Here is a 25,557-nt window from a genome sequence, read left to right on the forward strand (position 1 = left end):
GAATGAACCTGAACCTTCGAGGTCAAGCAGTTACCCGTGTCTGCTTCGACGCGGCTCTCACGGTCCTGACCAGTGGGGATTGTGAACTGCGCGTCGAGACCGAGGCGGTTCTTCAAGTCTCGGCCGGGGATCATGTGTCTTTCGATCCAGAATCCCCGGACATTGTGGCTCCCCATCTCGTCCGACTGGCCCGTGATGTGATTACTGAGGCTGAGGTGGGAAGAGTCGGGGATCTCGTGATCGAATTCGAAAGCGGCACGAAACTGACTGTCCAGCCGGACGAAGAGTATGAGGCTTGGGGGTTGGTCGGGCCTAAGGGGGAGCGAGTTACCTGCATGCCCGGAGGAGAGATTGCGGTGTGGCGTGGTGAGTGATATCCGGCCGTAACCGGAAAGCTTGATCTTCGCATCGCACCTGTATACAGGGCAATTTTGTGGCCCCGTCGGGATCGTCCCGGCGGGGCCACAGAGGTGTCTGACGACAGTAATTGACGGCAACGTCAGCCGACGGGTGCTGCGCAAGGCGGTGGGTCGTCGCCGTCGGCGGACTGACTGGTGGCCTCAGAGGGTTTGTGAAGGGCGTGGCCGAGGAGTTCCGTGATGAAGACGAGATCGGCGCCTTGTTCAAGGAGCAGGGTGGCGGTCGAGTGGCAGAGGTCGTGGAAGCGGATGCGGCGGAGGCCGGCTCGCGGAGGAGCGTGGTGAAGGTCCGGGTGAGGTGGTGCTCCGGCGACTGGTGGCAGTCGGGGCCGGCGGCCGGGCAGTGCTCCGGTGTCTCGGCGAGGCGGGAGCGATCCCGACAACCCATAGGTGAACAGTGGGAAGTTGGGTGTTAGCGCGGCCCCCGCGTGGATATGGTGCACAGCTAGGAGCGCACGTGCACGCTGCGTGCGGGCGGAGTGTGAGGACTCGGAGCCGGGGGTGTGCGCATGCCGACCGCGATAGCTGTCACCAGCCCGGAGCTGGTGCTGCCTTCGCCCGATCGCCACACCCCGACCGCCGTCGCCCTGAAGAGCGCCGGGCAGTCGCCGAAGACGTACTCGCTCGACCAGGCGCTCACCGAGATGCACCAGCTCATCGAGTACCACGGGTATGTGATCGTGCTCTGTCCGGCGTCCGCGCCCCAGGCGGTGCGGCATCGGCTGCACGCGATCCGGTCCGTCCTGGAGAGCGACCGGATCGCGTTCGTGAGGAGTGAGCTGCCGCCGCTCGGGCTCTCCGTACTGGCGCTGCAGTTACGGCAGTTGTCCGTCTGCGACTTCAGCCCGGGCGTGCTCGCGTCCGCCGCGCGGCTGCTCAGTCACTACATCTACGCGGGTGCCCTGCTCGGGTCCGTCGCCAGGCTGGACCGCGTGCCCGTCACGCTGCGCTCGCACACCAAGTCCTGGGTTCCGGGCACGCAGTTCGCGGTACTCGCCGCCCCGCGGACCGCGATGGTGAAGGCGACGCGAGAAGCGGTGCTGCCGCCACCGGAGTTCGGCACGAAGCTGCTGTACGCGCCGGGCCAGCTCGACCCGGCCTGGGTGACCGACACGCTCGCCGACGTCTGGCAGGCGCAAGGCGCCGTCGACGTACCGCTGCCCGCCGAGTCCGCGCGCTGGTGGGCCACCGGCAAGCTCGTCGAGTTCGCCGCCGCCATCCCGGACATCTCCGTGCTCTACCAACTGGTGTCGTCCGTGCGGAGGGAGGACTGCCACTGGTGCGGTCTCGAACTCATCGGTGACCGCTGCGCGTTCTGCGCCGCGCCGCTGCTCCCGCCGTCCGAGCGGGTCGCCGCCGCCCCCGAGGTGACCACCGGGGCGCGGGCGCTGCTGCCCCGCGGCGCCACCTAGACCCCCTTCCGCCCGGGCCCCACCGGCTCACGCACCACCGCGCTCACCGTCCGTAGCCACACGCACTCGCCGCACGATCGAACGAGGTAGGTAGTCCGGCCCATGAACTCACGCCAGCGCCGCGGTGTCATCCTGATGGTCCTGTCGGTCCTGTGCGCGATCGGCGCCTTCGCGGGCGTCCTCTCGGTGATCCGCGACGTGAACTCCAAGGTCGGCCCCGAGACCGAGGCGTACGAGCTGAGGACGGACATCGCGCCCTACAAGGAACTGGAGCCCGGCCAGTTCAAGAAGGTCGAGATGCCCGAGCGGTGGCTCTCGGAGAACGCTGTCACCAACCTCCGGGAGATCCGCGGGAAGATCGCGGTCACCCAGCTGCGCAAGGGCTCCCTGCTCCAGAACGACATGATCGTGAAGCGACCGCGCCTGGAACCCGGCCAGCAGGAGATCGCCATCATGATCGACGCGGCGACCGGCGTCGCCGGAAAGATCACCCCCGGCTCGACCGTCAACATCTACGCCACCTTCAAGGCCGAGACCGACCGCGGCAAGGACCAGTCGAAGGTCATCGTCGAGAAGGCCAGGGTCATCGACGTCGGCAAGCTGACGGCCCTCGAACCCGACCGCGACGACCGCAGCCGCCGCCGCACCGACGAGGCCGTGCCCATCACCTTCGCCCTCGACACGCGGGACGCCCAGCGCGTCGCGTACGCCGAGTCGTTCGCCTCGCACGTCCGGCTCGCCCTGGTCGGCAGCGGCGGCGACGCGGACGTTCCGCGCGGGGACCGTACGTACACCCTCGACGAGGACAAGTAGGGGAGCCGCCAGATGAACGGTCCCTGTGGCCGGAGCCACCCGTCGCCCGAGGGAGGCCGCCCATGACCATCCGCATCCTCCCCGCCGTCGGCGACCCGGACGCCGCCCGCACCCTGAGCGGACTCGCCGCCCAGCTCCCGGACGCCGAACCCGCCACGCCCGTCGCCGACTCCACCGCGCTCCTCGACACCCTCGCCCACCTCGCCGCCGAGTCCGTCGACGAGCTGCCCGAAGTCGTCCTCGTGCACGAGCGCATCGCCCCGGTCCCGGCCCTCGACCTCATCCGCGACCTGGTCCTGCGCTTCCCCGCCGTCGGCGTCGTCCTCGTCACCGCCGACTCGAGCCCGGCCCTGCTCACCGCCGCCATGGACTGCGGCGCGCGCGGCATCGTCACCTACCCGCTGGCCTACGACGCCCTGGCCGAGCGCGTCCAGGCGGCGGCGGGCTGGGCCACCGGCATGCGGCGCCACCTCGGCACCGGCGCCGTCGAGCTGTACGGCTCGGGAGGCGGCGCCCCGGCCGCCGGCAGCGGCCAGGTCGTCGCCGTCACCGGCGCGAAGGGCGGCGTCGGCACCACCCTCACCGCCGTGCAGCTCGCCCTCGCCGCGCAGGCCTCGGGCCGCAGCGCGGCGCTGCTCGACCTCGACCTCCAGTCCGGCGACGTCGCCTCGTACCTCGACGTGCAGTTCCGCCGCTCCGTCGCCGACCTGGCCGCCATCAGCGACCTCACGCCACGCGTCGTCCAGGACGCCGTCTACGCCCACGAGACCGGCATCGGCCTCCTCCTGGCCCCCGCCGATGGCGAACGCGGCGAGGAGATCACCGAACGCGTCGCACGCCAGACCGTCAACGCGCTGCGCGGACGCTACGACGTCGTGATCGTCGACTGCGGTACGTACGTCACGACCGCGGGCGCGGCCGTCGTGGAGATGGCCGACCAGGCCGTCCTGCTGCTGACCCCCGACGTCGTCGCCGTACGCGCCGCCAAGCGCATGGTCCGGCTCTGGGACCGACTCCAGATCCGCAAGGCCGAGGAGACGGTGACCGTCGTCAACCGGCACGCGCGCGGCACCGAGATCCAGCCGTCCCTCGTCGCCCGCGTCACCGGCACGCGCGCTGCCCGCACCACCGTCCCCGACGTCCCCAAGGAACTCCACACGGCCGTGGACGCGGGCCGTCTGCACGACCTCGACGCCAAGTCCACCGTCAAGCAGGCGCTGTGGGGGCTCGCCGGTGAACTGGGCGTCGTGGAGCCGGCGGCCGAGGGCGGCCGCAAGGGCGGCCGCGGCCTGCGCCGCGCCACGAAGTCCGACCGCGGCGCAGTCACCCTCGAATTCGCGGGCATGTTCCCGCTCCTCCTCGCCGTCCTCGGGATCCTGTGGCAGTGCACGCTGTACGGCTACTCGTACTCCCTGGCGGGGAACGCGGCGGACGAGGCCGCGCGCGCAGCTGCGGCCGCGGTGGTCTCCGGCGACGCCGGGGCCTGTGACTCCGCGGCCAAGGAACACCTGCCCGGTGCGTGGCAGGACGCCGGGGTCTCCTGCGCGGCCGAAGGCGACGTGATGAAGGCCCGGGTGGACATCAAGGTCCCCGTGTTCTTCCCCGGGGTCACGACGGGGTGGGAGGTCCATGCCGAGGCCGGTGCGGCGGTGGAGGGGGAGGACGCGCCATGAACGCGGGCTACTTCGCCGGTCTCCTCCGCGGGCCGTCGCCCCGCAGGCCCGGGCGGCAGATCAGGCCGAGCAGGCGCCCCCGCGGCGACAAGGGCGTCTCCATGCTGGAGTTCGCCGGCTTCCTCCCCATCCTCCTGCTCGTGGGCCTCGCCGCCATCCAGCTCGGCCTCGTCGGCTACGCGGCCAGCCAGGCGGGCTCCGGCGCACGGGCGGCCGCCCGGGTCGCCGCGCAGGGCGGCGACGGCGAGGCCGCGGGCCACGCGGCGATGCACTCCGGCCTGGACGCGGACGTATCGGCGCCGCAGGGCCCGGAGACGACCACCGCCACGGTCACCGTCCAGGTCCCCACACTCCTCCCCTTCGTGGACACGGACTGGGAGGTCGAGAAGACCGTGACCATGCCCACCGACGACGCCGAAAGCGGCGGCCCAGGAACAGGAGGCTGACCCCGCATGAGCCTGCGCTCCCGCGTCGCGCCGCCCGCCGACGCAGCCGCCCCGAGCCGCGACGACAGCCTCGTGGCCACGTACCGGGCGAAGCTGCTCGAAGAGATCGACCTGGCCGAGATGTCGTCCCTGTCGGCGGCCGACCGCCGGGTCCGCCTGGAGCGGGTCCTTGGCCACATCATCAGCCGCGAGGGCCCCGTCCTCTCGGTCTCCGAGCGGGCCCATCTGATCCGGCGCGTGGTGGACGAGGCCCTGGGACTCGGCGTCCTGGAGCCGCTCCTGGCCGACGCGTCCATCACCGAGATCATGGTCAACGGCCCCGACTCGATCTTCGTGGAGCGCGCGGGCCGCGTGGAGCAGCTCCCGCTCCGCTTCGCGTCCGAGGACCAGCTGATGCAGACGATCGAACGCATCGTCTCCACGGTCAACCGCCGCGTCGACGAGTCGAACCCCATGGTCGACGCGCGCCTGCCCACCGGCGAGCGCGTCAACGTCATCATCCCGCCGCTCGCCCTCACGGGCGCCACCCTCACGATCCGCCGCTTCCCGCGCGCGTACACGCTGCCGGAGCTGATCGGCCTCGGCTCGCTCGACGAGCACATGCTGATGCTCCTTGCGGCCTTCGTACGGGCCCGCTTCAACCTCATCGTCAGCGGCGGCACCGGCTCGGGCAAGACCACGCTCCTCAACGCCCTCTCCGGCCTCCTGCCGGGCCACGAGCGCATCATCACCATCGAGGACTCCGCCGAACTCCAGCTCCAGCAGGACCACGTGATCCGCCTCGAGTCCCGCCCGCCGAACGTCGAGGGCAAGGGGCAGATCACGATCCGCGACCTGGTCAGGAACTCCCTGCGGATGCGCCCCGACCGCATCATCGTCGGCGAGGTCCGCGGCGGCGAGACGCTCGACATGCTCCAGGCCATGTCCACCGGCCACGACGGCTCCCTCGCCACGGTCCACGCCAACACGGCCGAGGACGCCCTCACCCGCCTCCAGACCCTCGGCTCCATGTCGGAGGTCCAGGTCCCCTTCGAGGCCCTGCGCGACCAGATCAACTCGGCCGTGGACGTCGTCGTCCAGCTCGCCCGGCACGCCGACGGCTCCCGCAAGGTCGCCGAGATCGTGCTGCTCGTCTCGCACGGCCGCCAGCAGTTCCGCATCGCCCCCGTCACCCGCTTCGTCCCGCACCCGGTCGGCCCCGACCGGGTCGTCCACGGCTACTTCGAGCACCTGCCGCTGCCGCGCCCCGTCGCCGAGCGCCTGTACGTCGCCGGTGAGCCGGTGCCGCCCGCGTACGGCGTGGCCGAGGCCATCGACGTACTCAACACGCGCGAAGCGATCGGCTGAGGAGAACCAGAGGAGACCTGAGGACACCCCATGAACAACCCCACGCTCCTGGCCCTCGGCGCCACGCTCCTCACCGGCACGCTCGCCGTCGCCGGAATCCAGACGTACGCCTCCGGCCGCGCGCAGCGCCAGGCCCTCGTGGACCGCCTGTCCGCCGAGGGCGGGCCCGCGGCCCTGGAGAGCGGCGCGCGCAGACGCCGGTTCACCGCGGTCGACCGCAGGCTGCGCCGCACCCGGCTCGGCCGCGAACTCCAGCTGCGGCTCTCGGCGACGGGCCTCGACCTGACGCCCGGCGAGTTCTTCACGTACGTCTCGGCCGTCGTGGCGGCCGTGTGGCTGATCGCGGCGGCGTCCCTGGCCCCCTTCTTCGGCCCGATCGCGGGCGTGGTGGCGGTCTGGGGAGCGGTCATCTTCCTCAACTGGCAGCGGCAGAAGCGCATCGAGGCGTTCATCAACCAGCTCCCCGACGTGGCCCGCATCCTCGCCAACGCGACGGCCGCGGGCCTGGCCCTGCGCACCTCGCTCGCGATGGCGGCGGAGGAGCTCGAATCGCCCGCGGGCGAGGAACTCTCCCACGTGGCGCACCAATTGACGGTCGGCCGCTCGATCGACGACACCCTGGAGGAGCTGGCCCAGCGCCTCCCCTCGCGCGAACTGATAGTGCTGGTCACGACGTTGGTCCTGTCCAACAAGGCGGGCGGATCGGTGGTCAACTCCCTCCGTAACCTCACGCAAACCCTCGAAGACCGGAAGGAGACGCGCCGCGAGGTCCGCACGATGCTCTCCGAGGTCCACGCCACGGCCTTCACGGTGCCGCTCCTGGGCCTCGGCTCGCTCCTGCTGATCAATTCCTCGAACGAGGGCGCCCTTGAGCGCGTGACGGGCTCGCCCCTGGGGCAGACCCTGATCCTGATCTCACTGGGCCTGTACGCGGTGGGCTTCTTCGTGATCAGGCGCCTGGGCAAGATCGAGGTCTGAGGGGAGGTGGGGTCACGGTGCCGGGTTTGCTGATCGCCCTCCTGATGGGCCTGGCCGTCGCGGGAGCCTGCCAGGGCATCCGCATGTACCGCGCCGAGGCGAAGCTCCCGCCCGACCTGGCGGTCGCCCTGGAGGTCGGCGCGACCCGCGTCTCGGCGGCGGGCGGGGCCGTGGACCGCCTGGGGATGCGCTTCGCGCCCCTGGTCCTGCGCCTCATGGGCCCGAAGCGGGTCGCGGCCAAGCGCCGCAGGATCGACATGGCGGGCAACCCCGGCGGCCTCACCATCGACCGCTACGCCGCCCGCCGCGCGGTGTACGGCCTGTTCGGCCTCGTCCTCGGCCTGGTCTTCCTCACCAACGCCCAGCCCCTCTTCGCCGCCATGACCTTCGTCTTCGGCGCGATGGCCGCGGACGCCCTGATCTGGCAGGCCATCCGCGAACGCCGCGAGGTCATCGACCGCACCCTCCCCGACTTCCTCGACGTCCTCGCGGTCGTCGTCTCCGCGGGCCTCGGCTTCCGCCAGGCGCTCGACCGCGTCGCCGAGAAGTACGAGGGTCCGTGGGCGGACGAACTCCGCATCACCCTGCGCCAGATGGACATGGGCGTCAGCCGCCGCCAGGCCTTCGACGAACTCCGCCGCCGCAACTCCTCCGAGCAGGTAGCCCAGTTCGTCTCCGCCCTCCAACAGGGCGAGGAACTCGGTTCCCCCATCGCGGAAACCCTGATCCAACTCGCCACCGACATGCGCCGCACGGACGCCCAGAACTCCCGCCGCAGAGCGGCGAAGACGATCCCCAAGGCGACGCTGGTGACGCTGGTGTTCATGCTTCCGGCGACGATGATCCTGATCGCCGCCGGGATGTTCCTGGGCTCCGGTTCCGACTTCGGCTCGATTCTGGGGCGGTGAGCTTCACCAAATGTCCTTGCTGATGCAACCGCGTATGGGACCCTCCCGAAGGGAAGGGCGGCGATGAGGCATTCGATACCCAGTGAGGCCAGTGAAATAGGCCAACCTGCGCGCCGGACGGGAAGTCGGTTGCGCGAGGGGTCTCTTGGGGCAGTGCTTGTGATAGTCGGTCACGTAGACGGTATCGGTATCGGGTGGGAGAGAAAGGTCGTCCGTCATGCTGAAGGAACGCGTACTGGGTGCGTGGGTCACCTGGACCCTGACGGTGTCCGCGCGGGTACGGCGGGCCCGGGGGAGCGAGGGGGACCGGGGGCGGGGTTCGTGGAGTATGCGGGTTTGATGATTCTGATTGCCGGGATCTACACCCTCATCGATCAACTGGGCCTGGACGGCAAGATCTCCCAGGCGATCGGCAACGCGGTCAACGACGTCATCGGTGGCTGATCCGGAGCCGGGTACGAAGTGATCGTGGACAGACTCTGCCGATCTACATCTGGCTGACCGGAATTCTGCTCTTCGTCGCGCTCGCCTTCTTTGCGTTCGCTCAGGCGGCGTCGGCCCGCAACGGCGCGCAGTCGGCGGCCGACGCGGCCGCCCTGGCGGCGGCACAGGACTCGCGTGACGAGCTCTTCGAGGGCCTGGGCAAGGCCATCGAGGCGGGCGACGGGGACGAGTGGCTGGACTGGCTCGGCGGCGACCTGTTCACGGGCGAGGGAGCCAAGGCGGCGGCCGACGCGCTGGCCGCGGAGAACGACTCCAAGGTCACAGGCTTCGGCGGCGCGGAGGTCAACGGCTATCCGGGCTACCAGGTGGAGGTCACGACCAATTACACGGTCGGCGACTCGATCATTCCGGGCACGGAGACGAAGCACGCGAGGGCGGAGGCGACCGCCGTCATCAAGCCCCGGTGCGACGCGGAACCGCCGACCGACCCCGACGAAGACGTCGTGGAATTCGTCTGCGACGGCGAGGAGGCCCCCATCGAAATCGACCCCGACGACTTCGACCTGGACGACCTGCCGGACGCGTCGGTCCTGTTCTCCGTACACCTGGCCAAGTGACAAGCGATCACAGAGATGAAAAGGAAGCCGTTGACATGAAGCTTCGGCGCACCATGACGACCCGCAGGGCAATGACCGCGGTGGCGATCACGACTGGGCTGGTCCTCACGGTGGCCGGCTGCGGCGGTGGAGACGGCGGTGACTCCAAGTCCGACAAGAAGTCGTCCTCCTCAGGGCCCGCCAAGGACGTCGACGACGGCGACAGCGGCAAGGAGGCCGAGGATTCCGCTTCGGACGAGACCCTGGCCGAGGTCAAGGGCAATGGCATCACGCTGACGGTCACGTCCGCCGAGCGTGACGAAGGCGGATTCCTGACCGTGAGCGGCAGGGTCACGAACGGCACCTCGGGCATGTGGATCGCCAGTGAGTGGCGGAGTGACGAGAACGAACTGAAGAAGAACGGCGGTTCGTTGGCCGGTGCTTCCATCGTCGACGCGTCGGGCAAGAAGAAGTATCTGGTGCTGCGGGACACCACAGGCAGGTGCCTGTGCACCAAATTCGAGGGCGGCATCAATCAGAACCAGTCCGCCGATTGGTTCGCCCAATTCCCGGCGCCGCCGGAGGACACCACGAAGGTGGAACTCCAGGTGCCGACGATGCCACCCGCCGCCCTCGAACTCAGCGAGGGTGAGTGACCCATGGCCCACCCGCGAAGTCGTGCTCGACGGCGCACTCTCGCCACAACCACCACCCTCACCGCAGTCCTCCTCTTCACCCCCACCCCCGCATGGGCCGACGACGACCCCAGCGCACCCCCCGGCTCCTCCACCACCTCCCCACCCCCCGAGGTCGACTCCAACAGCCCGGGGCTGAAGCTCGCCGACGGGGCGACGCTCGCGCCCGCCAAGGTCCTGGACATCAAGTCCGTCGTCGAGGACCTGGGCGGTGAGGAGCGCCGCGAGGACACCAACACGGACGTGAAGTTCGCGTTGCAGGCGGAGGTCCTCTTCCCCAAGGACAGCGCGAAGCTCAACCCCGAGGCGAACGCCCGCATCGAGGCGATCGCCGACGAGGCGAAGGCCCAGAAGGCGACCGACGTCCGCGTCTTCGGCTTCACGGACAACCTCGGCTCGTACGCCCACGGCAAGAAGCTCTCCAAGGACCGCGCCGAGGCCGTCCACGACCGCCTGGCGACCTTCCTCGGCCCCCAGGTCACGTACTCCGTACGCGGCTACAGCGAGGACTACCCGATCGCGGACAACGGCTCGGAGGAGGGCCGGAAGAAGAACCGCCGGGTGGAGGTCTCGTTCCCCCGCGGAACGTGAGACACCGGGCACCACCGGGGACACAGCGGCGCCCCCGACCGTTCTCACCGTACGTACGAGCAAACGAACGTACGAGGCCGATGGGAGAACGCGGTGCCCGAGCACGACGACCACAACAGCCACAGGGATCACCACGACCACGACGCCACCGTGCGCCCGGCGGCCCCCGAGGACGTCCCCCGAGCCGTCCGTACCCTGGGGCGGGCCTTCGCCGACTACGCCTGGACCCGGCACACGGTGGCCGCCGACGACCACGTACGGCGCGTGGAGGGCCTGCAGGAGCTGTTCCTGACGCGGATAGGCCTGGCCCACGGGAGGGTGTGGGTCGCCGGGGGCGGAGCGGCGGTGGCCGTGTGGACGACCCCGGCCACGGCGGACGCAGGGGCCGTCTTCGCCGAGCTCGCACCCCGTTTCACGGAACTGGCCGGGGACCGCGCGCAGGCGTACGAGGAGGCCGAGGCGGCACTGCGCCCGCACCGGCCCGCGGAGCCGGTGTGGTTCCTGGGGACGGTCGGCGTCGACCCCGACCGCCAGGGCGCGGGCCTGGGCCGGGCGGTCCTGCGCCCCGGCATCGAGGCGGCGGAACGGGACGGCGTACCGGCGTTCCTGGAAACCTCCGCCGAGACCAACCTCCGCTTCTACGAACGCCTCGGCTTCGAGGTCACCGCCGACCTCACCCTGCCCGGGGGCGGGCCGCGCACGTGGTGCATGGTGCGCCGCGTGCCCTAGGGGCGCGCGCCAGCCGGAGGGGTCGACGCAGGCGCAAACAAGCCCGTGTCCCGAGCGTCCGCGCCGTTCGCTCGGCGCACACTTTTGGCCATAGTGCCCGTACGAGGGATTGGCCCGGGATCCGTGGTGGGAGGGGAGACGGCGGTGACGCCAGGGCCGACGCGGCGAGGACGCGGACGGGCACGTGGCGGGATCGCGCCACCTGCCCCACAACTGCGTTGCGCTTGCAATGAATTGTCGGGAAGTATGTTCGATGAGCTATGTGGCATGAGCGCAGTGTGAGCAGGCTGAAGCGGGGGTTGGACGCATGAAGTTCGACATGGGCGAGACGACACTGGCCGTCCTCGGCAAGAACACCTCCGGGTCGAGCGACGACCTGGGCGCGCTGATCCGGGCGCTGGTGTCGGCCGCGGAGCCGCTGGAGGGGAAGTTCAACGGCGCGGGCAAGGCGACGTTCGACTCCTTCAAGCTGCGCGCGGACGAGATCACGGCGGCGCTGAACGGCTCGCTGCAGTCGATCCTGGGCGGCCAGGCGGGCATGGACGAGGCGTTCGCGACCGGCACGCAGGAGCAGTCCGACAACGCGCAGCGGAACATGGGCGCGGCCAATTTCCAGGCGGCGCGGTTCTCCGGCTGAGCGGCAGCCGCACGCGGGCCGGCGAGGGCCCGTCCTTCCACATTCCATTGTTCGTCTGTTCGTCGCGGGGAGTTGTGAGTCATGGCGGGAAACCAGGACCGGCGTTCGTACGACACCGGCGCGTCCGCCGATGTGCAGGGCGGTCTGCACGTCGTCATCGGCCAGCTGGAGCGGGTGCTCGGTGACCGCGACCGCGCGGTGAAGGCGGCGATGGCCGACTACCAGGCCGACGGCGTCTCGGACGAGTACCACGGCAAGGAAGTCCGCTGGAACCAGGCGGCCAACGAGGTGCGCGAGATCATCCGCCTCGTGCGCTCGACCCTGGAGGAGAACGACGGCACGGCCCAGACGACGCTGTCCCGCGCTCGGGCCGCTGTCAACAACATCGGCTGACCACAGCGGCACACCGTGCGGCGGGACGACGGGGACCTAGGGGGCGTGTGGTGACGGCTTGGGACATCAAGCCAGGCGGAGTCGGCGGCGTGCTGCGGCGGGCCGGTGAATCGGCCGAGCGCATGGCGAAGGCCGGCGGCGAGATGCAGAAGACGCTGCCGAGCGCGGCGGCTTCGGCGGGGACGATCGCCGAGGGCGGGCACGAGGGGGACGGGCGGCCCGGCCAGGGCGGGAAGCAAGGTCCGGTGGCCTCCGCGCTCGGTGTGTTCGCGCGGCGGTGGAACGACGACCTGGACTACATCTCGCGGCGCGCCGCGAGCTCGCTGCTCGGCGCGCACCTGGCCACGAAGGAGTACGTGGAGGGCGATCTGAAGATGGCCGCGAGCCGGAACCGCGACGCCATCAACGGCATCGTGCCCGACATGCCCGGCGCCAACGGCGGTGGTGGGGGCGGCAAGAAGTGAGCAACGAGCCGATCGACCCCAACGCGATACCGCAGTTCACCGGTGACCTGGAGCAGTTGGAGCGGGACGTCTCGGACCTGCGAAGCGAGGCATCGCGCTTCCGGGACGCGGGCGGGGACGTGCACTCCGACTTCCAGGGGCTCTCGGCGTTCTACGAGGCACCGGAGGCCGAGCAGCTGTTCGCCACGACCAAGCCGGTGCAGACGAAGACGGACGCGTTCGCCGACGACTTGGAGAAGGTGGCACAGGCGCTGAGCGAGTACGCGACTGACGTACGGCCGCTCGCGAAGAAGCTCAAGCAGCTCCAGACCGAGGCCAGCGCCTTCTACATCGACGAGGTCTCCACCGACGACGACTGGCGCAAGGACGACGACAAGCGCGACCACAACAACCGGCTCGTGCAGGAGGTCGCGACCGTCACCCAGGCCTTCCGCGCGGCTGAGATCGACTGCCACAACAAGATCACCAGGCTGGTCGGTGGTGTGCAGCTGCGGCCCAGCAGTGACGGCACCAGCAGCTGTGACACGTACGGCTACACCGACGAGGTGCTCGAGCAGGCCGAGGAGTTCCCCTGGGGCGGCACGGTCGAGAAGGACCGCGACGGCGTCGACTGGCTGCTCCACAAGGCGAAGGACGTCGGCAAGGGTTTCTTCATCGACGGCGTGGGCGGTGCGGCCGGGGCGCTCGCCACGCTGGTGGGTCAGGGCGAGGGCGGCTGGGGCGCGGCCGGGGAGGCGTGGACCAACCTGGGGAAGCTCGCCACCGGCCTCACGCTCAGCATCGGACCGGCGGCCGGTGTCTTCTGGCTGGCCAAGGACGACCAACTGCCCAGCTTCCTCCGGGACTCCCGCCGAACGGTGGTCGACACCGGCAAGGGCCTGATCGCCTACGACGAGTGGAGCAAGAACCCGGCACGAGCCGCGGGCCTCGTCGGCTTCAACGCGCTCACGATCCTGGCGACGCGGGGCGCCGGCGCCGCCGCCAAGGGCGGCGCGGCGGCGAAGACGATCTCAGCTGTCAGCAAGTTCGGCCGGGCGGTGGATCCCTTCACGTACGCCGCAAAGGGTGTCACCTTCACTGTCTCCAAGGTCGGCGACCTGCTGGCCCCCCTCCGCAACGCCCGCACAGTCCCCCGGCTCGACGCCCCGATCGGCTCCTACCACCTCGTCGACGACGGAGCGAGGCCGTCCCCGAGGCCCGCGTCGGTACCGGACAACGCCCGAGCGTATGCCGACAGCGAGGGTCACACGCTGTACATGACGCGCGACGGGGCCATTGTCGACGAGCACGGCAGGGTGCTTGAACGAGTAGCGGAACGGGCCCACGTCGGCAGCGCCATGAATCATGGTGAACCTGGGGGAAGTCCGGGCTCCGTTGAGGGGCATGCGGGTCTCGTTCCGGGGGAGCTTCGCGGCGGCGTGGACGCTCACGGGATGGGGACTCGCCGCGACTTCGAAGCGCGAATCGCGCCCGAGTCAACGATGCCGGTGGTCCCCAAGCAACCGGGTGACATAGTCCTGGATACAGGAGATCATGTCTATTTTCGGGACGGGGCAACGGCTATTGGTTATGACCGTAACACTCTGGTCAACTTTGGCTTGGTGAAGCCGGTGGCTGGCTACCACGATGTCGTGGTTCATGGAAACGGCCGAGGTTTCTTTGAGCCAGGGCGGGTCAATGAAGCCGGTGTGGGTTTTTCGCTTGGCGATGTGCACCCTTCCCATATTGCAGAGGCGATTCGCAATAACCCAAGCTACAGCGGCGGCGCCGTCCGGCTCGTCTCATGTCATACGGCATGGCTGCATGGCAATGAAGTGGTGGACCTGCCGCGCGGCGCGGCGGGACCGTTGAGGGCCGCTGAGGAGGGCGCGCGCGTCGGCGACCCTGCCCTGCATCATCCGGCTGCTCAAGAGATTGCGAATGAGCTCGGCGTCCCAGTGATGGCGCCGACTCACAAGGTGGGAGTCTCGCCGCTGCGGGGGCCTGGCCAGGTTCCGAGGATCGCGGACAATGGATATTGGCGAATCTTCTTGCCGATGGCCAAGTAGAGAGGTTTCCATGCAGATCGCAGACCACTTTGAGGAGCTCTGGTCGCCGAGCTTCGGGCGTCCTCGCGGAAGCGTGCGGGAGTTCCTTGCTTCTGCCGCGTACCCTGAGCAGGGGGATATTGCAAGATATCTCCAGGCAGGGCATGAAATCATTTCGGTGATGGGTGCATCTCCGGACGTTCTGGGCTCGGGTGAGCGCATCGTGGGCGGTGACTCTCTCTACACCGACGGGGAATGGCTGTGGCGTGGCGACTTGTGGTTCTATGTGCGGAGTCATTACGTGCGCTTGCCCGAGGAATTCCTGATTCGCATGCGAGATTGTGGATATTGCATGCCGGATGTGCAGCGTCCGAAGCTTCTCGGAATTCTGGATTGGGTGGAGGAGAGATGGTGACAACGTCCTCGTTGCGCGGGGCAGGGCGCGGTACGGGAAGGTGCTTCGGACGAGCATAGGGGGCGCGTTGGCAGCCCAGGACTACGACAGTCAGCTTCTGGAATCCGTGGCTGTTCGGCGGCGGCGGCTTCGGGATGCCGTGGTGTTCGGGGGTGAGCGGCAGCGGCGCGGGTGGGACGAGCGGCTTGGGAAGGTGTTCGGCGGGATTGTCATCGGTGCCGTGTTGTGTGCTGGGTGCGTCGGCTGGTCATTTGTCTCGGAGCGGGTGATGAAAGAGAAGCCCGAGGTTTCCCGTTCCGTTCCCAGGACTTCGTCGTCAGGCGTGTCTGAATCGCCCTCTGTGGCGCCTTCTTCTCGGTGATAGGTTCGAACTTGTGATATCTGCGGGGGCGTTGAGCCGTAGCCGGGGTCAAGTGGCACTGAGTCGCGTGACCCTGGTGGGAGAGCGGCGGCGGGTCGATCTCGTGCTGCCTTCTCAGGAGCCGGTCGGGCTGCTGCTGCCCGAGGTGATGCGGCTGCTCGGCGATCAGGTCGGGGAGCGGCCCGAGCTCCGGCATCTCGTGACCACGGACGGCTCGGCCCTCGCACTGGACGGCACGTTGGAGTCCGCTGGTATCGCCGACGGAGCCGTGCTGCGGCTGGTCCGGGTCGAGGATGCGCCCTCGGCACCGGTGGTGCACGACGTCACCGATGAGGCCGCCGGCGACGTGGACGTACGGCGGTGGCGATGGGACCCGCGGGCCCGGAGCGTGGTGTGCGGGGGCGCGGTGGCCGGGTGGGCGCTGCTCGCGGGGCTCCTGGCCCGGGGTGAGTTCGCCGCCCCGCGAGTGGCCGCGGCCCTCGTCGCGGTCGCCGCGGCGGCCGCGCTCGGCGGCGCGCTGCTCGGCCGCGCCCGGCGGGTCGCTCTCGCTGCCGGACTGCTCGCCACCGCGGGTGCGCTGGGAGTCCTGGGCGCGTGGACGGCGGCCGACGCGAACGAGTGGGACGGGGCGGCGAGGCTCGCCGGTGTCTGCGGGGCTCTCGCCGTCACGCTGCTGCTGCTCGGCTGGTTCACGCCGCTCGGGCGGGGCGGCCTGGTCGGCGGCGGCGCGCTCGTCGGGGGCACCGCCGCATGGGAAGTGGCCCTCGCCGCGCAGGGCGTCGAAGGTGACGGCGCGGCACGCGTCGGCGCCGTACTGGCCGTGCTTTCGGTGGTCGCCCTCGGCGTACTGCCCCGCCTCGCCCTGATGGCATCCGGGCTTTCCGGCCTCGACGACCGGCGGTCGGGCGGCGTCTCCGTGAGCCGGTACCAGGTCGGCACCGCCCTGGCCGCCACGCACCGCGGACTCGCGCTCGCGACCCTCGTCTGCGCGGTGTCCGCCGCCGGCGGCGCCGTACTGGCGCTGCGCGCCGAGACGGTGTGGCCCGTGCTGCTCGCCGTCACCACGGCGACGGTCCTCGTCCTGCGGGCACGTGCCTTCCCCCTGATCGCCGAGGTCGTCGCGCTGCTGGTGGCCGGGGCGACCGTGGTGGTGCGGCTGGTGTGGGTGTGGCTCGGGCACTCCGGCGCGGCGGGACCGCTCGCCCTGCTCGTCGTGCTCGCCGTCGCTCCGCTGCTCGTGCTCGCCGTCCGGCCCGCCGAACACGTGCGGGTGCGGCTGCGGAGGTTCGGGGACGTGCTGGAGTCGGTGGGCGTGATCGCGCTCGTGCCGCTGCTGCTCGGTGTGTTCGGTGTGTACGGGCGTCTGCTCGACACCTTCGCGTGAGGGTGGGAGGAGACATGGCACAGGGCCAGGACTGGCAGCGCGACGTGCTGCGCGAGCTGAGGCCGGGCGGCCCGGCGACCACGGACGCGGCCTCTCGCCCCGCCGAGGAGCCCGCGCCCGACCCGCGCCGCACCGGCCAACCGCCCGCTTCGCAGCACCGCGCCGCCGAGGACCGATCTGCCCCGCACTCCGCCGACCAGCCCCTGCCCACCTCGCGGCACGCCGACGGGCCCCACCCCGTCCCGCGCCCCGGCGCCGAGTCCCACCCCGTCCCGCGCCCCGCGGCCCCCGCGCCGAGCCCCGATTCCACCCCCACCCTCGACCCCCGTTTGGCCCTGGCCCTCGGCGCGCCCGCGCACGGCGACACCGCTCTGCGCCGCACCGGCCGGACGCTCCGCAAGCTCACCGGTTCCGCCTCGCGGGACGTCGCGGAAGAGACGCGCCGCGCCCAGGAGGTGCAGCAGCCCGTCACCACCGGGCGCGTGATCGCGGTGACGTCCATCCGGGGCGGGGTCGGCAAGACCACCGTGGCGGCGCTGCTCGGCCGCACGTTCAACCACTACCGGCACGACCCGGTGCTCACCCTGGAAGCGGACGCCGCGCTCGGCACCCTTCCGGTCCGGATGGGGGCCGAGTCGATCCGCTGGGCCTGCGCCGACCTCGCCCGGGTCCTGAACCCCGCCATGCGGCTCACCGACGTGACCGGCTACCTGGTGCCGGTGAGCGACGGCGGCTGGCTGCTGCCCGCGAGCCACGGGCGGGTCGGCGCCCCGCTCGACGTGGCGACGTACCGGACGGTCACGCTGGCCCTGCGCCGCTACTTCGCGGTGACCGTTGTGGACTGCGAGACGCTCCCCGGCGAAGTCGCCCGCACCGCCATGGACACCGCGCACGCGCGCGTGGTCGTCGCGCCGATGACCGCCGAGGGCGTGAACGGGACCCGGCTCGTCCTGGACTGGCTGGCCCGGCTGCCCCACTCCGCCCTCGCCACGACCGTGGTCGCCCTCACCGTCGCCACTCCCGACGCGGCACTCGATCCCAAGGCCGCCGCCGCGCATCTGCGCGAGACCGGCGTCACCGTCGTACCGCTCGGTTACGACCGTCATCTGGCGGCCGGCGGCCCGATCCGCGTGGAGCGGCTCGCCGAGACCACCCGGGACTCGGCCGCCCGCCTCGCGGCCGAAGCGATGCACCGAGCCGTCAGGGTGCGGTGAGCGCGCCATGACCCACCGGAGTACGCGATGACCCACCGCCTCGTCCACCGTCCGGCGCGCTCCACGCGGCCCCCGGCGACCGCCGCCCAGCACACCATCGAACCGCCTCCGAACCTGCCCGAGGGCAAGCTGGGCAACGCCGCCACCGCCCTGCTGCCCATGGCCGGTGTCATGGGCTCGGTCGTGATGATGACCGTGATCCGCTCCAGCCGGTTCGCCGCGCTCGGCGCGGTGGTGCTGGTCTTCGCGCTGCTCGGCGCCGTCGCCCTGTTCCTGTCGCAGCGCGGCAAGGCCCAGCGCACGCGGCGTACGCAGCGCGAGCGGTATCTGGAGTACGTGGAGGAGCGGCGGCACGAACTCGGCGCCGCCGAGCGGGAGTCGCGACAGCGGGCCCGGCTGCTCAATCCGCCGCCACAGGCCCTGTACGACCTCGTGCGCGACCCGGCGCGGCTGTGGGAGCGCCGCCGCGCGGACGCCGACTTCCTGGACGTGCGCGTCGGCACCGGAGACGTGCCCGCGCAGGACGTCGTGATCGGGCAGAACAGCGGGAGCGGCGTGCTGACGCCGCCCGATCCGTTCATGCTCAACGAAGCGCGCGCCCTTCAGGCGCGCTTCGCCGTCGCGCCGGACTTCCCGCTGACCGTGCCCCTCGACCGGGCGGGCAACGTCAGCGTCATCGGCGACCGGGACGCCGTGCTGCGGGTGGCCCGCGCGCTTCTCGTGCAGACGGCCGTCACGCACGCGCCCGACGACGTGGCGATCGCGCTCGGTGTGCCCGGCGACCGGATCGCCGACTGGGAGTGGGCCAAGTGGCTGCCCCACGTGCTGGATCCGGACGCCGACCCGGAGGCGTACGACGACCCCGCCGCCGTTCGCCGCATCGCCCCCGGCCTCGCCGGGCTCGCCCGGCTGTGCGCCGCGGAGCTGCGCCGCCGCTCCTCGTACGCCGCCGAGGTGCGCCGTGGGCTGTCCGACAAGCGGGCGCTGCTCATGGCGGGCCGGATGCTGGTCGTCAGCGATGTGCACGGGGAGACGGCGGTGGAGCTGCCCCTCCCGGATGCGGCCGTCGGGATCGCCGACATGGGCGTGACCGTGCTGCATCTGCTGGCGGAGCAGATCCACGAGCCGGACGAGGTGAGCGTCCGCATCACCGTGGACGGCGATCAGGTCACCGTCGAGGACCTCCGCGCCCCCGAGGGCCGCCGTTCCCAGGGGCTCGCCGACGCGGTCGGCGTGCCCGGCGCCGAGGGCCTCGCCCGTCTCCTCGCGCCCCTCCGCCTCACCCCCGAATCCGCCGCCGAAGGCACTCCGGTGTCCGGCCCCGTCGGCTTCCCCGCGCTGCTCGGGGTCGACGACCCGGCGCGCCTGGACCTCGGCGAGCTGTGGGCGCCCCGCGGCGAGCGGGACTTCCTGCGCGTGCCCATCGGCCTCGACGACCGCCACGAACCCGTACTGCTCGACCTGAAGGAGTCCGCCGAGCTCGGCATGGGCCCGCACGGCCTGTGCGTGGGAGCCACCGGCTCCGGCAAGAGCGAGCTCCTGCGCACCCTCGTCCTCGCGCTCACCGCCACGCACGCGCCCGAGGACCTGGCGATGGTCCTCGTCGACTACAAGGGCGGCGCGACCTTCGCCCCCTTCACCGGCCTGCCGCACGTCGCCGGAGTCATCACGAACCTGGAGAACCAGGCCGACCTGGTCGAGCGCGTTCACACCAGCCTCGCCGGTGAGATCAAGCGCCGCCAGCGGGTCCTGAAGGACGCGGGCAACGTCGCCGACATCGGGCACTACGCCGCGCTGCGCGCGAAGGAACCGGGCCGGGGCCTGGAGTCACTGCCGCACCTGTTCGTCGTCATCGACGAGTTCGGCGAACTCATCACCGCCAAACCCGACTTCATCGACCTGTTCCTGTCCATCGGCCGCATCGGGCGTTCGATCGGCGTCCATCTGCTGCTGGCGAGCCAGCGCATCGAGAGCGGCAAGCTCAAGGGCCTGGAGACGTATCTGTCGTACCGGCTGGGTCTGCGTACGTTCTCCGCCGACGAGTCCCGCACCGTCCTCGACACCGTCGATGCCTTCCAACTGCCGCCGCTGCCCGGCTTCGGCTATCTGAAGGTGGACACGTCGACGTACGCGCGCTTCAAGGCCGGGTACGTGTCCGGGGCCTGGCGCGGCCCCGCCCCGGCGGCCACCGCCGACGAACGGCCGCGCGCCTGGGCTTACTCCGCCTTCAACGCGCCCGCGCGGGACACCGGCGCCACGCGGGAGGACGGGGCGCGCGAGCGGGAGACCGGGCCCACCGTCATGTCCACGATGGTCGACCAGCTCGCCACCGCCGCCCCGCCCGTGCGCCGCATCTGGCTGCCGCCGCTGCCCGACGCCATCGCCTTGGACGCCGCGGCCGGACCGCTGGGCGTCTCCGAGCGCGGACTGCACCTCACCCGGTCCGGCGGCCACCTGTGCGTGCCGCTCGGCGTCCTGGACGACCCGGCCGCGCAGTGGCAGGGGCTGTGGACCCTCGATCTGAACGTCGCGGGCGGCCACGTGGCCGTCATCGGCGGCCCGCAGTCCGGCAAGACCACGCTGCTGCGCACCCTGACGCTGTCGCTCGCCCTCACCCGCACCCCAGCCGAGGTCGCCGTGTACGGCCTCGACCTGGTCGGCGGCGGTCTCGGCGCGCTCGCGGGCCTGCCGCACGTCGGGGGCGTCGCCTCCCGCGCCGACCGCGAGCGACTCGCCCGCACCGTCGCCGAGATGACCGCCCAGCTCGCCCTGCGCGAGGAACTGTTCCGCGAGCACGGCATCGACTCCCTGGACCAGCTGCGGCGGATGCGCGCCAAGGGGGCGCTGACCGAACTCGGCTCCACCGACCTCGTCCTGCTCGTCGACGGATTCGGCGCGCTGCGCGAGGAGTTCAGCGATCTCGACGACGCCATCGCCGACCTGCTCAAGCGCGGCGGCGGCTACGGCATCCACGTCGTCGCGGGCATGCTCCGCTGGAACGACGTCCGCATCGCCACCCAGTCCCTGTTCGGCACCCGCGTCGAGCTGCGCCTCAACGACCCCACCGACTCCACGGTCGACCGCAGGCTCGCGGAGACGGTCACGGCGGGCACCCCCGGACGGGTCCTGACCGACGGCAAGCTCTTCGCGCAGACCGCGCTGCCCCGCACCGACGGCGGCACCGGGACGAGCGACCTCGGCACCGCCCTGGAGGACGCGGCCCGTACGATCGGGGCCACCTGGCACGGCGAACTCGCCGCCCCCGTCCGCGTGCTGCCGCTCAGCCTGCCCGCCGCGGCGCTGCCCCCGCCCTCCGCCGAGCCGGACCAGGTGCCGATCGGCGTCGAGCAGGACACCCTCGGCCCCGTCCGCCTCGACCTCTTCGACCGCGATCAGCACCTGCTGATCCTGGGCGACAACGAGTGCGGCAGGACCAATCTGCTGAAGCTCATCACCCGGCAGCTCATCACGCGGTACGGGGACAAAGAGGTCGTGTTCGGCGTCTTCGACCCCCGGCGCGGCCTTCGCGGTCACGTCCCCGAGCCCTACCGCGGCGGCTACGCCCACAACGCCAGGCTCGCGGCCGCGCTCGCCACCGGCATCGCGGGCGAGCTCGACAAACGCCTCCCGGACACCGCGGACCCCGACACGCCCGACACCGGCGAGCCCGCCTTCACCGGTCCCCGCATCGTCATCCTCGTCGACGACTACGACATCCTGACCACCGCGGGCCAGCAGCCGCTGGCCCCCTTCCTGCCCTACGTCTCCTCGGCCCAGGACATCGGCCTGCACTTCGTCGTGGCCCGGCGCGTCGCCGGGGCCTCCCGCGCCCTGTACGAGCCCTTCCTGACAGCCCTGCGCGAGACCGGCGCCACCTGCCTGCTGATGACCGGGGACCGCAGCGAAGGCCAGCTCTTCCCCGGCGTCCACCCCTCCCCGCAACCGCCGGGCCGTGGCACCCTCATCCGCCGCGGACACCGTCCCCGGCTCGTCCAGACCGCCCTGACCCCGGAAACCTCCGCCGAGGAGACGCCGTGACCAAGGACGTCATCGCCCTGACGCCCAAGATGCCCGACTCGATGGCCCTCCTGGCCGGACTCCACGCGGGCGGCCCGGACCTTGGCGTGACCACGAGCGCCGACGACGCGGTCATCCACCTGTGCTCGCCGACGGGCCGGCCGCTCGTGTCGGTCGAGGCGCCGCTCATCGTCCACACCCCGGGCGAGGCCGAGCGCCTGCTCGGCTCTGGGGTGCTCGTGCCCGAGGTGCCGTTCTGGTGGACCGAGGCCCGCGCCTCGACGGCGGTACCGGAGGCCGAGGACCTCGCCGGGTCGTTCTGCGGCCGTCTCACGCTGCTGCTCGGCGGCACCACCTGGCCGCCGGGCGCCGCCACCGTGCGGGTGGTCGACACCCCCGACGACGGCGGGATCACCGCGGCCCCGGCCCCCGAGGGCGCCCTGCCCGCCGTCGACGTCCTCACCGACTCCACGGCCGTCGTCATCGCCGACCGGCCCGTCGTCGCCCTGACCGCGTGGCTCTCCGAGGTGCTGCGCGCCGCCGTCACCTCCGGCCGTGCCTTGCACATCGTCACGCCGCCGCACGCCCGGCTGAGCCTGCCCCTGCGCACGGCCCTCACCGGTCCGCCGAACCGCTGGGTGGTCCAGGACCCCGACCACGGCTACTACGACGGCCTGTCCGGTGCCGTGCTGCGCTGGCAGGACGGCACCTTCGCACCCGCCCCCGGCCAGGGCGGCGAGGCCGTCATGGCGGAGGCCTTCAAGCCGACGGGACCCAGCGCCGAGCGGCAGCTCACCGTCTCCTTCCGCACCCACCACGCCCCGGACCCCGACCTCGTCCTGGGCCGCGGCCTCGAGGCCGCCTGGCGGCACCTCACCGACGCCGCCCCCGCGGGGTGGGGCACCGCCGAGCCCATCAACCTGCCCTGGTCGCCGAGGCAGTTGACCGCACTGGCCCGCGACCGTGCTCCGGACCCCAGCCATCTGCTCGCCGTCGGCCACCCGGACCGGCCCGCGCTCGCCGCCCTCCGCGTCGAGCGCACGAGGACCGGCCTCGCCCAGGAGGTCACCCTCGCCCTCGGCCTCGCCGCCGACGCCCCCGACCCCCTGGACGCGATCGAGCCGCTCGCCGAGGCCCTCGTGGCCCGGCACGGACTGCGCACCATGCTCGTCACGCTGCACCCGGCCCGCGCCGATCTCACGGTCCCCGCGCAACTGGAGCACCCGCCCGCGCCCGTCTCCTTCACCCTGGGCGCCGCCGACGTCCGCGCGGTCGGCGTCGACCACGCCCGCCGCCCGCCGCTGCCGTGCCGTCCCACCCCGCTCGGGCCGGCGGCGGCGCCCGCGCTGCACTACCGCTTCGGCGCCGGTACGGACCCCGCCGCCTGGGCCGACGTCGACCGGCTCACTCGCCACCTCGCGGCGGCCCCTACGTGATTCCGGGCGAGCCGGACCCGTGCTTGAGAGCATCGGGACATGAGTTCCTCCCGCGACAGCGCATCCGCCGGTTCCCGTACGTTCGACGACCTCGTCGCCGAAGCCGCAGCCGCCCCCACCCAGGGCTGGGACTTCTCCTGGTTCGAGGGACGGGCCACCGAGGCGCGGCCCTCGTGGGGGTATGCGCGGGCCATGGGGGAGCGGCTCGGGGCGGTGTCGGCCGCGCTCGATGTGCAGACGGGGGGTGGTGAGGTCCTTGCGTCCGCGCCCTCGTTGCCCGCGGTCGCCGTGGCCACGGAGGGGTGGCCGCCGAACGTGGCGAAGGCGACGGCGCTGCTGCACCCGCGCGGCGCGGTCGTCGTGGCCTCGGCCGAGGACGCGCCGCTGCCGTTCGCGGACGGCGCCTTCGACCTCGTCACCAGCCGCCACCCCGTGACGCCGCACTTCGAGGAGATCGCGCGGGTGCTGCGGCCCGGCGGGACGTACTTCGCCCAGCACGTGGGCCCGAGCAGCGTGTTCGAGCTCGTCGAGTACTTCCTGGGGGAGCAGCCGGAGGAGGTCAGGAACGCCCGCGACCCCGAGGGCGAGCGGGCCGCGGCCGAGGCCGCGGGCCTGGACGTGGTGTCGCTGCGCGCCGAGCGGCTGCGGATGGAGTTCTTCGACGTCGGGGCCGTCGTCCACTTCCTGCGGAAGGTGGTGTGGATGGTGCCCGGCTTCACCGTCGACGCGTACCGGACGCGGCTGCGCGAGCTCGACGGGCTGATCCGGGAGGAAGGCCCGTTCGTGGCCCACAGCACCCGGCACCTCTTCGACGCGCGCAAGCGCTGACCACGGGTCGGGCGGTACTGTCGATCCGGTAAGTGTCACAGCGGGCGTACGGGGACGAGGAGTTGGCACATGGCTAAGGGCAAGGGGCCGTACCACTGCGGTCTGGACGCGGCCGTGGACGTCGTCGGCGGCAAGTGGAAGCCCCTGATCCTGTGGGCGCTGCACGCGGGCGGCACCCTGCGGTTCGGGGAGCTGCGGCGGCACGTCCCCGGCGTCAGCGAGAAGATGCTGATCCAGCAGCTGCGGGAGATGGAGACGGACGGCATCGTGCACCGCGAGGTCTACCGCGAGGTGCCGCCCAAGGTGGAGTACTCCCTCACCGACCTCGGCCAGTCGCTGAACCAGGCCCTGGGGCCGCTCGGCCTGTGGGGCGACGAGCACATGGAGCGGCTGGTGGCCAACCAGGAGGCCAAGGCCGCCGCCGCGGTCGCGCGCGGCGCCTGAGCGAGCCGCAGCCCGGCGCCTGAAGCCCGGTGCCCAGTACGTCAATTCGGGCAATTCGGGGCGACTCCGGTGTGACGCCGGTGCGATGTGCCCGCCGATTCAACATTGTTATCGATTGTTGCGGACACCGGCTCGATTCGAACGCCGGAGTCACGTAAGTTCAGACCAACGCTAATTCGCGGGCGCAAAGCTGCGCGGGGCGGTGCCGCGCAGTGGAGGGGGCTGCGCGGCCTCGTGCGCGCCCTTCCCGGGCGCGAGCGCCGCACCGTGCCCCTAGGCGCCGTTCCGATCGGGTCCGCCCAGGTCCACCACGAGGCGCACGCCCGCGCGCACCCCCCACCCCGCCATCGCTCCGGCCTCCGCCTCCACCACCCGCCGGGCCCGCAGCCGGGGCAGGCCCACACGGCCCGGCCGCATCGTCCGCACGGCGAGGACACGGGACCCCCGGTCCAGGTACGCCACGTCCACCGCGAACCGCATCCCCAGCGTGTGCACGGCACTCGTCCGCGGCAGCAGCAGGGCGCCGCGGACGCCGTCGCGGCCGAGCAGCCCGCGCCGCCGCGCGCGGGGGGAGTCCGCCACTTCGAGGGGGACCACCACCGGGCGCCCGGCGCCCGGCACCGTCAAGGTCGCCATGGCGCGACGCTAGCGCTCCCCGCGTCAAGCGCGCGCCCCGCCCCCGCGTCACCCTTCGGGGCTACCGCCTCCGGGCGCTCGGATCTGGCCGCGAGGGCCGGAATCCGGTGGGGGGTGGGGGCCACGGAGTCGCCGGGCGGTCTCGGAGAGTAGTTGTGGCACGCCGATGCACCGCGAAGCACTTACGAAGGGTTATGGTGGAAACCCCCCCTCGGGCCGGTCCGTCTCCCCCCCCACGGACCGGCCCGTT

At 71.7% G+C, this 25,557-nt stretch carries 25 protein-coding genes and 3 pseudogenes; 26 read left to right on the top strand and 2 right to left on the bottom strand.

The window, feature by feature from the left end:
* Window positions 1–2: 2 nt before the first annotated feature.
* Window positions 3–374, top strand: coding sequence for a DUF6188 family protein (locus CP982_RS26700; protein ID WP_150512807.1), 372 nt, complete (start codon window positions 3–5; stop codon window positions 372–374).
* 125 nt (window positions 375–499) lie between these two features.
* Here CP982_RS26700 and CP982_RS42640 read toward each other — a convergent pair.
* Window positions 500–720, bottom strand: a pseudogene (locus CP982_RS42640) (tyrosine-type recombinase/integrase); the annotation flags it as partial.
* A gap of 208 nt (window positions 721–928) precedes the next feature.
* Between CP982_RS42640 and CP982_RS26710 the strand changes: the two are divergent.
* The 25 genes and pseudogenes from CP982_RS26710 (at window position 929) to CP982_RS26825 (ending at window position 24,671) form a co-directional block, all read left to right on the top strand.
* On the top strand, window positions 929–1,831 hold the full coding sequence (locus CP982_RS26710) for a hypothetical protein (RefSeq protein WP_229878525.1): 903 nt from the start codon (window positions 929–931) through the stop codon (window positions 1,829–1,831).
* A gap of 102 nt (window positions 1,832–1,933) precedes the next feature.
* Window positions 1,934–2,644: a Flp pilus assembly protein CpaB gene (cpaB, locus tag CP982_RS26715; protein WP_150512808.1), complete on the top strand. Its 711-nt coding sequence runs from the start codon at window positions 1,934–1,936 to the stop codon at window positions 2,642–2,644.
* Window positions 2,645–2,706: 62 nt separating this feature from the next.
* Entirely contained in the window at window positions 2,707–4,317 is a 1,611-nt protein-coding gene (locus tag CP982_RS26720; RefSeq protein WP_150512809.1) for a CpaE/TadZ family protein, read from the top strand.
* A gap of 101 nt (window positions 4,318–4,418) precedes the next feature.
* A complete protein-coding gene (locus CP982_RS26725; protein ID WP_184925681.1) occupies window positions 4,419–4,763 on the top strand; it encodes a TadE/TadG family type IV pilus assembly protein in 345 nt (114 codons plus the stop codon).
* Window positions 4,764–4,769: 6 nt separating this feature from the next.
* Window positions 4,770–6,110: a TadA family conjugal transfer-associated ATPase gene (locus CP982_RS26730; protein ID WP_150512811.1), complete on the top strand. Its 1,341-nt coding sequence runs from the start codon at window positions 4,770–4,772 to the stop codon at window positions 6,108–6,110.
* Window positions 6,111–6,140: 30 nt separating this feature from the next.
* Entirely contained in the window at window positions 6,141–7,088 is a 948-nt protein-coding gene (locus tag CP982_RS26735) for a type II secretion system F family protein (protein WP_150512812.1), read from the top strand.
* Window positions 7,089–7,105: 17 nt separating this feature from the next.
* Window positions 7,106–7,996: a DUF5936 domain-containing protein gene (locus CP982_RS26740; protein WP_268255439.1), complete on the top strand. Its 891-nt coding sequence runs from the start codon at window positions 7,106–7,108 to the stop codon at window positions 7,994–7,996.
* Between the two features lie 217 nt (window positions 7,997–8,213).
* Window positions 8,214–8,440 (top strand): annotated as a pseudogene (locus CP982_RS26745) (hypothetical protein).
* A gap of 65 nt (window positions 8,441–8,505) precedes the next feature.
* A pseudogene (locus CP982_RS43130) lies at window positions 8,506–8,598 on the top strand (pilus assembly protein TadG-related protein); the annotation flags it as partial.
* A gap of 207 nt (window positions 8,599–8,805) precedes the next feature.
* Window positions 8,806–9,057, top strand: a complete 252-nt coding sequence (locus tag CP982_RS43135) for a hypothetical protein (RefSeq protein WP_342355651.1) — start codon at window positions 8,806–8,808, stop codon at window positions 9,055–9,057.
* 35 nt (window positions 9,058–9,092) lie between these two features.
* Entirely contained in the window at window positions 9,093–9,692 is a 600-nt protein-coding gene (locus CP982_RS26755) for a hypothetical protein (RefSeq protein ID WP_150515722.1), read from the top strand.
* Window positions 9,693–9,695: 3 nt separating this feature from the next.
* Window positions 9,696–10,322, top strand: coding sequence for an OmpA family protein (locus CP982_RS26760; protein WP_150512814.1), 627 nt, complete (start codon window positions 9,696–9,698; stop codon window positions 10,320–10,322).
* Between the two features lie 93 nt (window positions 10,323–10,415).
* A complete protein-coding gene (locus CP982_RS26765) occupies window positions 10,416–11,051 on the top strand; it encodes a GNAT family N-acetyltransferase (RefSeq protein WP_229878521.1) in 636 nt (211 codons plus the stop codon).
* Window positions 11,052–11,358: 307 nt separating this feature from the next.
* Window positions 11,359–11,688, top strand: a complete 330-nt coding sequence (locus CP982_RS26770) for a hypothetical protein (protein ID WP_144320688.1) — start codon at window positions 11,359–11,361, stop codon at window positions 11,686–11,688.
* A gap of 81 nt (window positions 11,689–11,769) precedes the next feature.
* The gene (locus tag CP982_RS26775) at window positions 11,770–12,081 is read left to right on the top strand and encodes a pore-forming ESAT-6 family protein (protein ID WP_150512815.1); all 312 of its coding nucleotides are present in this window, start codon (window positions 11,770–11,772) and stop codon (window positions 12,079–12,081) included.
* Between the two features lie 50 nt (window positions 12,082–12,131).
* The gene (locus CP982_RS26780) at window positions 12,132–12,545 is read left to right on the top strand and encodes a DUF6507 family protein (RefSeq protein WP_221515706.1); all 414 of its coding nucleotides are present in this window, start codon (window positions 12,132–12,134) and stop codon (window positions 12,543–12,545) included.
* Window positions 12,542–14,593: a hypothetical protein gene (locus CP982_RS42645; RefSeq protein WP_229878515.1), complete on the top strand. Its 2,052-nt coding sequence runs from the start codon at window positions 12,542–12,544 to the stop codon at window positions 14,591–14,593. The genes CP982_RS26780 and CP982_RS42645 overlap by 4 nt, the downstream gene beginning before the upstream one ends.
* A 10-nt stretch (window positions 14,594–14,603) precedes the next feature.
* Entirely contained in the window at window positions 14,604–14,987 is a 384-nt protein-coding gene (locus tag CP982_RS26790; protein WP_150512817.1) for a hypothetical protein, read from the top strand.
* Window positions 14,988–15,054: 67 nt separating this feature from the next.
* Window positions 15,055–15,348: a hypothetical protein gene (locus tag CP982_RS42650; RefSeq protein ID WP_150512818.1), complete on the top strand. Its 294-nt coding sequence runs from the start codon at window positions 15,055–15,057 to the stop codon at window positions 15,346–15,348.
* Window positions 15,349–15,415: 67 nt separating this feature from the next.
* The gene (gene eccD, locus CP982_RS26800) at window positions 15,416–16,732 is read left to right on the top strand and encodes a type VII secretion integral membrane protein EccD (protein WP_372503416.1); all 1,317 of its coding nucleotides are present in this window, start codon (window positions 15,416–15,418) and stop codon (window positions 16,730–16,732) included.
* A 14-nt stretch (window positions 16,733–16,746) separates the two neighbouring features.
* Entirely contained in the window at window positions 16,747–17,946 is a 1,200-nt protein-coding gene (locus tag CP982_RS42655) for a CpaE/TadZ family protein (RefSeq protein ID WP_170316495.1), read from the top strand.
* Window positions 17,947–17,973: 27 nt separating this feature from the next.
* Window positions 17,974–21,984 carry a type VII secretion protein EccCa gene (gene eccCa, locus CP982_RS26810; RefSeq protein ID WP_150512820.1) on the top strand — a complete coding sequence of 1,337 codons (4,011 nt, stop codon included), beginning with the start codon at window positions 17,974–17,976 and terminating at the stop codon, window positions 21,982–21,984.
* Complete coding sequence (locus tag CP982_RS26815) at window positions 21,981–23,399, top strand: DUF6177 family protein (RefSeq protein ID WP_150512821.1); 1,419 nt, start codon at window positions 21,981–21,983, stop codon at window positions 23,397–23,399. Before eccCa ends, CP982_RS26815 begins: the two co-directional genes overlap by 4 nt.
* 39 nt (window positions 23,400–23,438) lie before the next feature.
* Window positions 23,439–24,227 carry a class I SAM-dependent methyltransferase gene (locus CP982_RS26820; protein WP_150512822.1) on the top strand — a complete coding sequence of 263 codons (789 nt, stop codon included), beginning with the start codon at window positions 23,439–23,441 and terminating at the stop codon, window positions 24,225–24,227.
* Window positions 24,228–24,296: 69 nt separating this feature from the next.
* The gene (locus CP982_RS26825; RefSeq protein WP_150512823.1) at window positions 24,297–24,671 is read left to right on the top strand and encodes a winged helix-turn-helix transcriptional regulator; all 375 of its coding nucleotides are present in this window, start codon (window positions 24,297–24,299) and stop codon (window positions 24,669–24,671) included.
* 273 nt (window positions 24,672–24,944) lie between these two features.
* On the opposite strand, the gene CP982_RS26830 is transcribed toward CP982_RS26825, so the two are convergent.
* On the bottom strand, window positions 24,945–25,307 hold the full coding sequence (locus CP982_RS26830; protein WP_150512824.1) for a DUF192 domain-containing protein: 363 nt from the start codon (window positions 25,305–25,307) through the stop codon (window positions 24,945–24,947).
* Window positions 25,308–25,557: the final 250 nt, after the last annotated feature.

The organism is Streptomyces spectabilis (genome assembly GCF_008704795.1).
GTDB classification, from domain to species: domain Bacteria; phylum Actinomycetota; class Actinomycetes; order Streptomycetales; family Streptomycetaceae; genus Streptomyces; species Streptomyces spectabilis.